Origin of the sequence: Allochromatium warmingii, from assembly GCF_900107145.1 — a bacterium.
GTDB lineage: Bacteria > Pseudomonadota > Gammaproteobacteria > Chromatiales > Chromatiaceae > Thermochromatium > Thermochromatium warmingii.
The window spans coordinates 1-13,156 of record NZ_FNOW01000059.1 but is presented as its reverse complement, the minus strand read 5'-3'; the positions used below and the strand labels follow the sequence as shown (position 1 = coordinate 13,156).

Below are 13,156 nucleotides of genomic sequence, written 5' to 3'. Positions count from 1 at the left end.
CGGTTTTGCTGGATGCCGTACCTTATCAGCCAATGGTTGGAGATGAAATCTGCCCGTCTAAAGACGGGGGTTTTAACCTTTCATATGGAAATAAATAGACAAGATTGACAGGATTATTCAGGATTAACCGGATTCAAACCAATCATTTATTTTTTATAAATCCTGTTCATCCTGTCTAGTTAACTATTTAACCAGAAACCGCCTCATCTGATTTAGCTGATCTATTGGTATTTATGACCTGTTCTCATCCACAGCTCGATGCGCAGGGGCGGCTCAAGCACTGTCTGACACTAGACGGCCTGAGCCGCGAACTGTTGACGGAGATTCTCGATCAAGCCGAGAGCTTGCTCGGTGTCTCGCGCCAAGCGGTGAAAAAAGTGCCGCTGTGTCGCGGTAAAGTCATCGCCAATCTGTTTTTTGAAAACAGCACCCGCACGCGCACGACTTTTGAACTGGCCGCCAAGCGGCTGTCAGCCGATGTGCTCAATCTGAATATCTCGACCTCAGCGACCGCAAAGGGCGAAACCCTGCTCGATACGCTGCGCAATCTCGAAGCCATGCACGTTGATATGTTCGTGGTGCGTCATGCCACCAGCGGCGCGGCGCATTTTATGGCCGCTCATGCGGCACCGCATGTCAGTATCGTCAACGCCGGTGATGGTCGCCACGCTCATCCGACGCAGGCGCTGCTCGATCTGCTCACCATCCGCCAGCACAAGCCGGATTTCAGTCAACTGCGGGTCGCCATCGTCGGGGATATTTTGCATTCGCGGGTGGCGCGGTCGCAGATGATTGCGCTCCAAACTCTCGGCGTGCCGGATGTGCGCGTGATTGCTCCGCGCACGCTGCTGCCGACGCACGTCGAAGCGGCGTTCGGTGTCACCGCTTATCACGATCTGAGCGAAGGGGTGCGTGATGCCGATGTTGTCATCATGTTGCGCATTCAACGCGAGCGCATGAATAGCGCCCTGCTGCCGAGTGAACATGAATATTTTCAACTCTTTGGCTTGACCGAAGAGCGGCTCGCGACCGCCAAACCCGATGCGATTGTCATGCACCCGGGGCCGATCAATCGCGGCGTCGAAATGGATTCACAGGTCGCCGATGGGCGACGCTCGGTGATTTTGGAACAGGTGACCAATGGCATCGCGGTGCGGATGGCGGTGATGTCGATGTGTCTCGGCAATCAGGGATTGACCAGTCAGCATCTGGAGGACACCGCCCATGCTTAACGCCCCGCGCCTCAGTATTCGTCATGGGCGACTGATCGACCCGGCCAGCGGTCAGGATGCCGTCACCGATCTGCATCTTGCCGATGGGCGCGTGCTGGCTATCGGTGATGCGCCCGCTGGCTTTCAGCCCGACCGCACCCTCGATGCGCACGGGCTGATTGTCTGCCCGGGCTTTGTCGATCTCTGTGCGCGGGTGCGCGAACCCGGCTTAGAACAAAAAGCCACCATCGCCAGTGAAGGTCGCGCCGCCGCCGCCTCGGGTGTCACCACGCTCTGTTGTCCGCCCGATACTCGTCCGGTGATCGATAATCCGGCGGTGGCGCGGCTGATCCATCAGATTTCTAAACAACATGGTCTGGTGCGCGTGCTCCCGCTCGGCGCGATGACGCAGGGACTCGACGGCAAAAGCATCACCGAAATGGCGGCGCTCAAGCTCGCCGGCTGTGCCGCGCTCAGTCAAGCCGACCGGCCAGTGCGCGATACCCAAGTGCAGCGGCGGGCGCTCGAATATGCCGCGACCTTTGGACTGCCGGTGTTTTTAGTGCCGCTCGATCCCGAATTGAGCGCCGGCGGTTGTGCGCATGAAGGCATCGTTGGCACGCGGCTCGGACTGCCGGGCATCCCCGAAGCCGCCGAAACCGTCGCCGTGGCCCGCGATCTGGCCTTAGCCGAACAGACTGGAGCGCGGATTCATTTTCGCGGCCTCTCGACAGCACGCGGCGTCGAGATGCTGGCCGAAGCGCAGGCGCGGGGCGTACAGGCCAGTGGCGATGTCGCGCTGCATCAATTAGTGCTCAGTGAACACGATCTGGAGCATTTCGACGCCAACTGCCATGTCATCCCGCCGCTGCGCACCTACGCCGATCAAGCGGCACTGCGGGCGGCGCTGGCCGAGGGTGTGCTCACCGCGCTCTGTTCGGATCATCAACCGCATGATGCCGACGCCAAACTCGGCCCATTCCCCGAAACTGCGCCCGGGCTGTCGGGATTAGAAACGCTGTTGCCGCTGGCGCTGCGTTTGGTTGCTGACGGGGTGTTGGATCTGATGGGAATGATCGAGCGCCTGACCATCGGCCCGGCGGCGATTCTCGAACGCGCCGATTTGGGGCGGCTGGCCCCGGGCAGCAAGGCCGATGTGTGTGTATTCGATCCTGAAGCCGTGTGGACGGTCGCGCCTGATACTTGGATCAGTCAGGGACGCAATACGCCATTTATGGGCTGTGAATTGCGCGGGCGCGTGAGCTGGACGTTATTAGGTGGGCGGATTGTGTTTGAGCGGTGATGTGTAATCATTTTCACCGCTGGTTTTTAAGAGCTGGCATTCAGTAATGCCCGCAACTGATACAACGCCTCTAATGCCGCACGCGGCGTGAGTGTATCGGGATCCAATTCGCGCAATGCTTGATACAGCGGCGATTCAATCGGCTCAATCGGCGCATGTGATTCAACCACTGGTGGTTGTCTGTCCGGTTCAACTGCTGGCGGTGGCGTAGAATCTGTTTCGAGCGAAAACAAAGATAATTGCTGCGTTTTGCGGGTTGCGTGACGATGGGCGCTCTCTTCTAATTCGCGCAATCGCGCCCGCGCTCGCTCAATCACATCCGGCGGCACGCCAGCGAGTGCCGCAACCGCCAAACCATAGCTTTGATTAGCTGGCCCATCGCGCAAAGCGTGCAGAAAAACAATTGACTGACCATGCTCAATGGCATCGAGATGCACATTAGCAATACTGGGATAGGTTTCCGGTAAAGTCGTTAATTCAAAATAATGGGTCGCAAATAAACTATAGGCAGCGATGCGGGTTGCTAATTCAATCGCGCACGCCCACGCCAACGATAGCCCATCAAAGGTGCTGGTGCCGCGCCCGATTTCATCCATCAGAATTAAACTCTGCGCTGTCGCATTATTCAGAATATTCGCGGTTTCTTCCATTTCTACCATAAAGGTCGAACGCCCACCGGCTAAATCATCCGAAGCGCCAATCCGCGAAAAAATCCGATCAATCGGGCCAATCACGGCCCGCCGTGCTGGAACAAAACTTCCGGCATGAGCCAAAAGCACAATCAGCGCGATTTGCCGCATATAAGTTGATTTACCGCCCATATTTGGCCCGGTAATAATCAGCATCCGCCGTTTGCTATCTAATCGCAGACTATTTGCCACAAAGGGCGTATCTAATACCCGTTCAACCACCGGATGGCGTCCATTTTGAATATCAATCTGGGTGCGCTGCGTTAATTCGGGACAATTCCAATTCAGCTTTTGAGCACGTTCAGCTAAATTGCATAATACATCCAGCATTGCAACTGCGCTCGCGGCTAATTGCAATGGCCCAAGCGATTGTCCAAGCTCAATCAGCAAGGATTCATAAAGCCATTTTTCACGCGCCAGCGCCCGTTCGCGGCTGCTTAATACGTCATCTTCAAAGCGTTTGAGTTCGGGGGTAATATAGCGTTCAACACCTTTAAGCGTTTGACGGCGCACGAAATCAGGTGGCACCTGTTCGGCCTGCGTGCGGCTGAGTTCAATATAATAGCCATGTACGCGGTTATAGCCGACTTTGAGATTTGTAATTCCGGTGCGGGCGCGTTCGCGGGCTTCTAAATCGAGTAAAAATTGATCGGCTTGTTCGGATAAAGTGCGCAAGCGGTCGAGTTCTTCATCATAGCCCGGTGCAATAACACCGCCATCACGAATCAATAGCGGCGGCTGTTCTAAAATCGCCGACTGTAATTTATTTAAAACTTCAGGATGCTCGCCAATTTCATCGCGTAGAGTGGCTAAGAGCGCATCCGGTGAATGCGCTAATTCGGCACGTAATTCCGGCAGCACGGCGAGTGAATCGCGCAATACCGCTAAATCACGCGGACGCGCTGTGCCCAATGCCACCCGCGCCAAAATCCGTTCTAAATCACCGATTTCAGCTAATAATGATTGCAACGCCGCGCCATGCCCAACACGAATGAGCGCCTCTAGTGCGGTGTGGCGAGCACGAATTGCCTCACGGTCACGCAACGGACGATTGAGCCAGCGCCGTAATAACCGACTGCCCATCGCGGTCACAGTTTGATCAAGCACCCCAAGCAAGGTGTGTTCAGGACGACCGCCGAGACTGGTGGTGATTTCCAGATTGCGGCGCGTGGCGGCATCCAAAATCAACGCTGTGTCGCGGGATTCGGTGCTCAGGCTCCGAATATGCGGTAGCGCGGCAAATTGTGTATCGCGGACATACTGCAACAAACAGCCCGCCGCCCCAATCGCCAGCGTCAGCCCAGCACAGCCAAAGCCGTCAAGATCGCGGGTGCCGAATTGCTCGCACAGCATCCGCCGCCCGCTGTCGGGCGCAAAATGCCAAGCTGGACGGCGCGTGATACCCTGTTCCAAGCGCAAGTCATGGGCGAGGCGGCTGTCTTCACTGAGCAGAATTTCCGCCGGTTTCAGCCGTTCGAGTTCACTGAGCAGGGCTTCGCTCGCGCCGACTTCGAGCACCGAAAACCGCCCGCTCGACAGCTCCAGTACCGCGAGGCCGAGACCGGAGGCGCTCTCGGCAATCGCCAGCAACAGATTCTCGCGCCGTTCTTCAAGCAAGGCTTCGTCGGTCAGGGTGCCCGGCGTGACAATACGGGTGACGCGGCGCTCAACTGGCCCTTTGGCTAACGCCGGATCGCCGATTTGTTCACAGATGGCGACCGATACCCCCTGCCGCACCAGTTTAGCCAAATAGCCTTCCACGGCATGATAGGGCACGCCGGCCATCGGGATCGGCTGACCAGCGGATTGACCGCGTTTGGTCAGCGTAATATCAAGCAATCGCGCCGCTCGCTCGGCATCCTCAAAAAACAATTCGTAAAAATCGCCCATGCGATAGAGCAGCAGCATGTGCGGATAATCAGCCTTGATGCGCAGATATTGCTGCATCATCGGCGTGTGGCGGGACAGATCGGGCGGCGGGCTAACGGAAGCAGTCACGGGCAGTCAGCGAACACAAGAGGAAAAAATGCTGAAGCACAGCAATGGCGGTTTGTCGCTCGCTGTTGTACCACAGAATCAGAAACGCCGACCAATCCGGTAAAATCAGCGGCGCACCGGGTTAAACATGATTCAATTCGTTAGCGCATCAGCAGCCTGTTGACTGTATCAATTTAAGTGTATGACCGTTCACGCTTTTAGGAATTATCGCCTATGCTCGATTGCCCAGCGGCTGGGCCTGCTGTGGGTGCTCTGGGCTTGGCTGCACAGTGCTACAGTGCTCGCTGCGCCGGGCTATGAACAGGATCTTCATGGCGCAGCAGATTTACCGGGGATCGCACGCTTTGCCGGAACCGTGATTATTGGTTATCGCGTCAGTGAATTTGACGAAACCTTAATTCCAATTGGCCCCTGGGATGATGGCGCGAGTTCGGAGGGCTGGACAAAAACGCTCAAAGTTGTCGGTCGGCGCACGCGAATTATTTATCTTGCGCCGCGTGATGTAACCGCACAGGCGGTCATTCAGCATTATCAAGATACGCTCACCCAACAGGGCTATCAGCCATTCTATCAATGCGCGGGTTTTGATACGTGTGGCGAAAAAATCGACCGCTTTTATAGCGAGCCATCCTATGGCAAACAACTCACCGAACGCTATGTCTTAAAATATGTCTATTCCGATAGCACAGTGCAAGATCCCTATCTCTATAGCGCCCAACGTCAGGATGAAGCGGGCGCAACATCGCTCTTTATCTTTGCAGCGCGACAAGATAATTTCGCCGATTCAGCGGCTGGGAATCGCGTGGCAATTTTTGTCGAAGCCGTAATTGGCCAACCAATCCGCGAATCAATAACACCGCTGCCAGCAAGTGAATTAGCGCAGGGCTTAACTGAAGCTGGACGCATTGCAGTGCCGGGTATTCAATTTAATACGGATCCGATAACTATTCGTCCTGAATCCCAACCACAGCTTGAGCAAATTGCGTTGCTCTTAGTCGAACAACCCGCGCTCAAACTGTATATCGTCGGGCACACGGATAATCGCGGTAGCCTAGATGAAAACCTAGAATTATCGCGGCGGCGAGCGCAAGAAGTGGTGCGCACCTTAATTCAGAGTTTTGGCATTTTCGGCGAGCGGCTCAAGGCGATGGGCGTGGCGAATCTCGCACCCTTGACCACCAATGCCAATGCTGCTGGGCAGGCGCTCAATCAGCGCATTGAGTTGGTGGCGCAATAATTCGCAGGTCTAATCGTGTATCGCATTGGCTTCGCGCAGACGCGCCAGCACCCGCTTGACAGCCGTCAAATTTGCGCTAAGATGAGAATCGTTATCAACTAGAACCCGCCAGCCATTCCAGACCGGATCGCCACGCTGGGTGTTTCCACAACCGTCCATTTCGGGAGAAACACGCCATGTCATTCATACAGCAGCATCTGGAACTCGACGATCTCACCCGCTTGGAAGTCTCACAGCTGCGCCGTCAGCTCGCTGATCTCATTCATCAATATGTGCGCGACCGCTCAGTCACCTTAGCTGAGACCATTCTGTGTCACATCGAAGCCCTGTGCCTGCATCCATGCGATTGCCGTGAAGCCGAGCAGTTATGCGCGTATCGGCGGCTGGCGTGTCATTGGCGGTGTTTAGCGGAGGTGCAGCGGCAGCGTGAGCAGGGCGGCTGGCAGCCGTAAGTCACGCGCTATGCTGGGGGGTTAGCGGGCGGCGCGGCGGGCAACGGCAAGCACGTAATCAAAGCCGCTGTATAGCTCAGTTTTGGGGACGGGCATGTGCCGCAGTAGCCAACCGACCGGGCCGAGCCGCTGCCGCAGTCCGCTGTCCTCGAACAGCGCCCGATGCCAGCCCGGAAAGACTTGATCGCGGATCGATTCAACGGTCACGGATTCAAAGCCCGCCGCTGCGAGCTTGGCAGCGTAGACAGCACTGGGATAGACATTGTCACGCGGCACCGCCAATGATGCGCGAATGGCATCATTTAACAAGGCACGGAATGGATTGCGCCATGAATTGAACTCTGGCCCGGTCGGGATCGAATCGGCGAGTACGATGCGCCCGCCTGGGCGCAGGATGCGGGCCGCTTCGTGAAAAAAGTGCTCGCGGGTGCGGAAATGAAACGCGCATTCAAGCGCAATCACCACATCACAACAGGCATCGGGCAGGCCGGTGGCGGTCGCCGAGCCTTCGCGCAGGTCGATGCGGTCGGATAAGCTGCGTTCGGCGACGCGCTGTCGCGCCAAGCGCACCTGTTCGGGCGTGATGTTGATGCCGATGATGCGTTTGGGGCCAAAATGCTGCATCCAATACAGATCTTGGTCAGCAAATCCGAAGCCGACATCGACCACTTCATCATCCGCAGTCAACCCAGCCGTTTGGCCAATCAGCTTGACCATCGCTTCGCAGGCGTCATCAATGGTCGTCGCTGTGTCCCAATAGCCGAGATTGAGATACAACCCGCGCTCGCTGAACGCATGGGTTGAGGCGATGCGATAAAGCAAGCGCGGCGAAAGGGTCGGAAAGGCGAGACCCGAACGGCGGTTAGATGTGCTCACGGTATCACCTTAGCCGCGCTGATTGGATTGTTGACGTTCACGCCAGCGTTGGCGCAAGTCGATCAAATGAATGATGAGCGCGACCAGAAACAGCAGTGAAATCACGCTCCATGCGGCCCCGGCGAGCGCGGCCCGCGATGCCAGCAGCAAACAGGTACCGGGTGCGAGGATGAGCAAGGTCGATGCGGGCGACAGCGGACACAGTCGTTTGCGCCAGAGCACGATCAGTCCCAGTGCTTCGAGACCAATCAGTAACAGCACTAAATCAATCGCGTGGGCACTGGTAAAAAATTCGCTCATGGTTTTTGCTGTGGCTCGTCATCAGTGTCGGTTAGGTCGGCTCGCACTCGGCGGCGCGTTGTTTAGCGCATAGTGAGAGCGTGTTCGCGCTCTTCAAGTTGCTCAAAGAGTTCTAACACCCACAAAACACGCTCACCCATGCCACTGGGCGCACGCGGCGGGGTCTCGGCGACCACTGCTTCGACGAGAAACCGCGTTTCTTCCAGTGCTGGCGCTGCGACTGGACGCGCACTCAGCACCGCTCGGCCCAAAATCGGCGCGAGCAATTGCAGCTTGCGCGGTGCTGGAACTACGGCCCGTTGCGAGATCGAATCCAACCCCTGCCGCTCGACCTGCCGCCCAATCTCAGCATAGAGATAGCGGGCGGCATTGATCCCAGCGCGACAGCCGAACGGCAGCCCGGCAATGCCGGCATCGGAGCGTTGATAGAGTTCATCAGCCGTCTGAAGCAAACGCCGCACTACAGACGCGATCACATCATTAAACACCGGATTTTTCAGCCATTCGTCGGGATCGACTCCGGCTTCGCGCAACCAAGACAGCGGCAGATAGATGCGCCCATTCCGTGCATCTTCGCCGACATCGCGGCAGATATTGGTAATCTGCATCGCCACGCCCAGATCGCAAGCACGGGCGACTAGCTCTTCTGAGCGTGCGCCCATCAGCGCCGCCATCATCGCCCCGACGGTGCCCGCAACCCGCGCCGAATACGCATAGACGCCGGACAGATCTTCATAACGCCGCCCCTGTGAATCCCACTCAAACCCCTCGAACAGGGCTTCGAGTAACCGTTTCGGCAGCGCAAACTCCCGCACTACATCGGCTAAAGCGCGGTCAATCGGATCGTCAATCGGCGTGCCCGCATAAAGCCGGTCGAGCCGATCATTGAGCATGGCTAAGGCTTCGGCCTGAAGCTGCGGATCGTCGCCAACGCAATCAATCGCATCATCGGCGATGCGGCAGAAAGCATAGAGCGCCATCGCCGGATCGCGGAAGCGCGTCGGCAGCAGGAACGAGGCGGCATAAAATGACCGCGAACCGCAGCGGAGCAATTCACGACAGGCCGCAATATCAGCCGCTGTCGCGTGTGTCGTCGTGTGAGCAGTCGAATCAGACAAATGTTGAGGCATCGGGCACCACCCTGTCGAGAACACGCGCAGACGAGATCACCCCCGGCACACCTGCGCCCGGATGTGTTCCTGCGCCAACTAAATAGAGATGTTTGACCTCTTCGCTTTGATTATGCGGGCGGAACCACGCACTCTGCATTAAGAGGGGTTCGAGACTAAAACCGGCTCCGAGATGCGAATTTAAGCGATGTTTGAAATCCAGAGGTGTCGTGACGAGCGAGGTGGCGATTTGATCTTCCAATCCGGGCAAGATCGTGTCGCTCAAATACTTGGCCACCCGAGCGCGATAGGGTTCGGCTTGGGTTGCCCAATCGGTCTCACCGCCCAAATGCGGTACCGGAGCCAACGCATAAAAGGTATCACAACCGGCAGGCGCAAGACTGGGATCGGTTGCCGTCGGTCGATATAAATAGAGACTGAAATCTTCAGCCAGCTTTTTATGCTTGAAAATATCCTGAATCAGCCCCTGATAGCGCGGCCCGAGCAGAATCGTATGGTGTTTGACATCGGGATATTGGCGCTTGGTGCCGAAATACCAGACAAATAACCCATTCGAGAATTGCGAATGTTCGATCTTGCGATCTGTCCAGCGTTTGCGCGGATATTCGGCCAGCATTCGCCCATAGGTGGTTGCTGGATCGACATCCGAAATCACCACATCAGCGGCGATTTCTTCGCCCGACGCTAACCGCACGCCGGTGGCTTTGCCATTCTGGGTCAGAATACGCTCGACTTCCGCGTTATAGCGAATTTCAGTGCCCTGACCTTCAATCAGCTTCACTAAGCCATTGACAATAGCGCCGGTGCCGCCCATTGCCGAATGCACGCCCCATTTGCGCTCTAAAAACGAAATGAGCACATAAATCGAGGTGACGGTAAAGGGATTGCCGCCGATTAACAGCGGATGGAATGATAAGACTTGGCGAATAAACGGGTCTTTAATATAGCTCGACACCAAGCCATAAACCGTGCGATAACTTTGCAGCAGCGCCATATCTGGCACAATGCGTAGCATATCGGTCAGATTAGTGAATGGCACATGGGCCAAATCTTCAAATCCGACCTTAAAGACTTTCTCGCTCATCGCCATAAAGCGATCATAGCCGACGACATCAGCGGGCGAATACTGCGCAATTTGGGCTTTGACTTTTTCTGCATCGCCGCTGTAATCAAACACGCGGCCATCATCAAAGCGAATCCGATAAAACGGATCCATTAACCGCAAGTCAATATCATCAGCAAACCGCCGCCCGCCGAGCTGCCACAGCTCTTCGAGTAAAAATGGTGCGGTAATAATGGTTGGGCCGGCGTCGAATGAGAAGCCGTCGCGCTGATGGACATAGGCGCGTCCGCCGGGGGCGTCGAGTTTTTCGACGATGGTGACGCGGAACCCGCGTGCCGCCAGCCGTACTGCGGCGGCTAGACCGCCGAAACCACTGCCGATGACGACCGCGTGGGCCTTGTCTCGACCTTGAACACTACCGGAAACCTGCGAAGCCGCGACTGTCAAGTTCGTTTACCTGCCTTACTGTCAAGATAGGTTGACAGTATAGCAAGATCGGCCCCGCGTCATCCCCTGAAATCACTCAGGATTTGGCCTCAAGCACACCGAGTTGAGCAGCGATGTCGCACACGATCTCGGCAACTTCGTGTGGGCGTTCTTCGTGCGCCAAATGCCCCAAGCCCGGCAACTCGAACAGCTGCGCATCGGGTCGCAATGTGGCGCGAACGCGCTGGGCTTCACGCGGCGAAACCGTCGTATCCTGATTGCCGACGATTAAAAACAACGGCGTTTTGAGCTGCGGCAAGCCCTGTTCGATCAGATTCAGATCCCAGTTAGCCATCATCGACAGCGAGGCTTGCACATGCGCCGGATGCTGAATCAGCCGCTGATAGAACTCGACGCCCATTGGATCTAAGGTCGAGCCGGTGCTGTCGATCAGGTCTTCGATCACGCGACGATTATGCGCCCGCCGTGCAAATACACGCGAGACCAATGAATTGGTTGCGAAGAGTTTAGCGGCGGGCGAGAACAACCGCCCCGGCAGACCGCGCCAGGGCAGCAGCGCCCCATTGAGACTGATGAGACCACGCGGCGCAATTCGCTGTTCGAGGCAGGCGCGAATCAAGATTGCCGCCCCCGCCGAGTGTCCGAGCACCAAATCCGGCTGCACACCCAGCGTTTCAATTAAGGCACCCAGCGATGCCGCCATGCCCGGCAGCGACATCCGTTCATAAGGTGGTGCTGTGGTAAAACCATGTCCGGGCAGATCGGGCGCAATCAGCGTGAAGTGCTCGGCTAGAATCGGTGCAAAATCGCGCCACGAATGGGTTGCTGCGCCCGTCCCGTGCAGCAATAACAGCACCGGCCCGCGTCCCATCCGCTGCACATGCCAGCGCAAGCCAGCGGCAGTCATAAAATCACTCGACGCACGATTTGGCCAATCGCGTCCGTCTAATTCCCAATCCGGTTTACCATTAACACGCATCGCCATCAATCACTCGATCAATTCTGAATCAGGCCATTTTAAACCTGATGCAGAATGATCGTTAAGATAGGGAACAAGATCGGTGACGCACTGTGATAACAGCATGGCATCACACTTCAAGCTGTAGCCGCACTTTTTTCATTGCATTCTTTTCGATCTGGCGGATACGCTCGGCTGACACGCCGAATTGTTCAGCTAATTCATGCAGCGTCTGTTTCTTTTCTGACAGCCACCGCTCAAATAGAATCGTCTTACTGCGATCATCTAAGCCATTGAGCGCGGCATAGAGCCGCTCGCGCTGATCGCGGTCGCTATCTTCGTGCTCCAGCAACCGCGACGGCTCCATGCGCACGTCAGGCAGATAGGTAGAGGGCGCAGCCGGAGAATCATCATCATCGTCTTCCAGTCCGTCGAATGACAGATCCTGATTCGATAACCGCGATTCCATCTGCAACACGACTTCGGGCTTGACTCCGAGATCCGCTGCCACCTCATCTACTTCCTGCTTGGTTAACCAGCCGAGACGCTTTTTTGAACTCCGTAAATTAAAGAATAACTTGCGTTGTGCTTTCGTCGTCGCCACTTTCACAATGCGCCAGTTGCGCAAAATATACTCATGGATTTCAGCGCGAATCCAATGCACCGCGAATGACACCAAACGCACGCCCATATCGGGTTCAAATCGGCGTACTGCTTTCATTAAACCCACTGTCCCTTCTTGAATCAGATCGGGCAACGGCAAACCATAGCCCAGATAACCGCGTGCAATCCGAATCACAAACCGCAAATGCGATGTCACCAGCCGCTTGGCCGCATCCATATCGTTCTGATCGCGCAGACGCACAGCTAAAGAACGCTCTTCTTCCGGCGTCAGAACAGGAATCTGGTAGGCACTATTGATGTACGCCTCAATCGTGCCCGTCGGCAGTATGGAGAAGTCTTTGGCCATGGCGAGATACCTGTAGTCAGTTAGACGACGCTTTATCCTAGAGTTTAAGTCAGGCTTTTCCCACCACTTTTAACAGGGTTTTTGAGGGGAAGTTGCTGCCTGATGTTGAGTAAAACTCTAGGTGTTTCGCGCAGCTCGCGCAAGAGGTAAAGCGGGGTATTGAAGATCGTATGTTTCGATAAACACCATCGTCGAAACGAATCGACAACAAACAGAAACAAAAAGACGCAGAAAGCCAAAACCCCCGCCATTGATTAATGGCGAGGGTTTTGAGGGAATAGAGCCCTGGCGGTGCCCTAGGTTCGCATGGGGAGGCCCCACACTAGGATCGGCGAAGGCTTGTTTCACGTCTGAGTTCGGGACGGGATCAGGTGGTTCCAAGTCTCTATGGCCGCCAGGGAAAGGGTGGGAGTGCTGATACAGGAGTTGATCAGCGATCCGCGAAACGGTGAGAGCGTAAGGTTTTTTGTAACGCACTTGGGTGTTATATGGTCAAGCCGCACGGTCAATTAGTACGGGTAA

11 protein-coding genes and 1 rRNA gene are annotated in these 13,156 nt (G+C 56.0%); 4 read left to right on the top strand and 8 right to left on the bottom strand.

Features of this window, described 5'->3' with window-relative positions; genetic code table 11:
- Window positions 1-233 precede the first annotated feature (233 nt).
- Together BLW10_RS12845 and BLW10_RS12840 are read left to right on the top strand one after the other, a co-directional pair.
- Window positions 234-1,232: an aspartate carbamoyltransferase catalytic subunit gene (locus BLW10_RS12845; protein ID WP_091335288.1), complete on the top strand. Its 999-nt coding sequence runs from the start codon at window positions 234-236 to the stop codon at window positions 1,230-1,232.
- Entirely contained in the window at window positions 1,225-2,514 is a 1,290-nt protein-coding gene (locus BLW10_RS12840; protein WP_091335286.1) for a dihydroorotase, read from the top strand. The genes BLW10_RS12845 and BLW10_RS12840 overlap by 8 nt, the downstream gene beginning before the upstream one ends.
- A gap of 26 nt (window positions 2,515-2,540) precedes the next feature.
- Here the strand turns inward: BLW10_RS12840 and mutS are convergent, their stop codons facing one another.
- A complete protein-coding gene (gene mutS, locus BLW10_RS12835; RefSeq protein WP_091335289.1) occupies window positions 2,541-5,153 on the bottom strand; it encodes a DNA mismatch repair protein MutS in 2,613 nt (870 codons plus the stop codon).
- Window positions 5,154-5,382: 229 nt separating this feature from the next.
- Between mutS and BLW10_RS12830 the strand changes: the two genes are divergently transcribed.
- On the top strand, window positions 5,383-6,438 hold the full coding sequence (locus BLW10_RS12830; RefSeq protein WP_091335283.1) for an OmpA family protein: 1,056 nt from the start codon (window positions 5,383-5,385) through the stop codon (window positions 6,436-6,438).
- Between the two features lie 176 nt (window positions 6,439-6,614).
- Window positions 6,615-6,890, top strand: a complete 276-nt coding sequence (locus BLW10_RS12825; protein ID WP_091335281.1) for an ATP dependent RNA helicase — start codon at window positions 6,615-6,617, stop codon at window positions 6,888-6,890.
- Between the two features lie 21 nt (window positions 6,891-6,911).
- On the opposite strand, the gene BLW10_RS12820 is transcribed toward BLW10_RS12825, so the two are convergent.
- From BLW10_RS12820 to rrf, 7 genes are all read right to left on the bottom strand, one after another.
- Window positions 6,912-7,766, bottom strand: a complete 855-nt coding sequence (locus tag BLW10_RS12820) for an SAM-dependent methyltransferase (RefSeq protein WP_091335279.1) — start codon at window positions 7,764-7,766, stop codon at window positions 6,912-6,914.
- 9 nt (window positions 7,767-7,775) lie between these two features.
- Entirely contained in the window at window positions 7,776-8,066 is a 291-nt protein-coding gene (locus BLW10_RS12815; protein ID WP_091335277.1) for a hypothetical protein, read from the bottom strand.
- Window positions 8,067-8,128: 62 nt separating this feature from the next.
- Window positions 8,129-9,196 (bottom strand): phytoene/squalene synthase family protein, encoded by a 1,068-nt coding sequence (locus BLW10_RS12810; RefSeq protein ID WP_091335275.1) that lies wholly within the window; start codon window positions 9,194-9,196, stop codon window positions 8,129-8,131.
- Window positions 9,177-10,706, bottom strand: a complete 1,530-nt coding sequence (locus tag BLW10_RS12805) for a phytoene desaturase (protein ID WP_091335273.1) — start codon at window positions 10,704-10,706, stop codon at window positions 9,177-9,179. Before BLW10_RS12805 ends, BLW10_RS12810 begins: the two co-directional genes overlap by 20 nt.
- A 76-nt stretch (window positions 10,707-10,782) precedes the next feature.
- Complete coding sequence (gene bchO, locus BLW10_RS12800) at window positions 10,783-11,691, bottom strand: alpha/beta fold hydrolase BchO (protein ID WP_091335270.1); 909 nt, start codon at window positions 11,689-11,691, stop codon at window positions 10,783-10,785.
- Between the two features lie 103 nt (window positions 11,692-11,794).
- The gene (gene rpoH / locus BLW10_RS12795; protein ID WP_091335268.1) at window positions 11,795-12,634 is read right to left on the bottom strand and encodes an RNA polymerase sigma factor RpoH; all 840 of its coding nucleotides are present in this window, start codon (window positions 12,632-12,634) and stop codon (window positions 11,795-11,797) included.
- A gap of 283 nt (window positions 12,635-12,917) precedes the next feature.
- Window positions 12,918-13,033, bottom strand: a 5S ribosomal RNA gene (rrf, locus tag BLW10_RS12790).
- Between the last annotated feature and the right edge of the window lie 123 nt (window positions 13,034-13,156).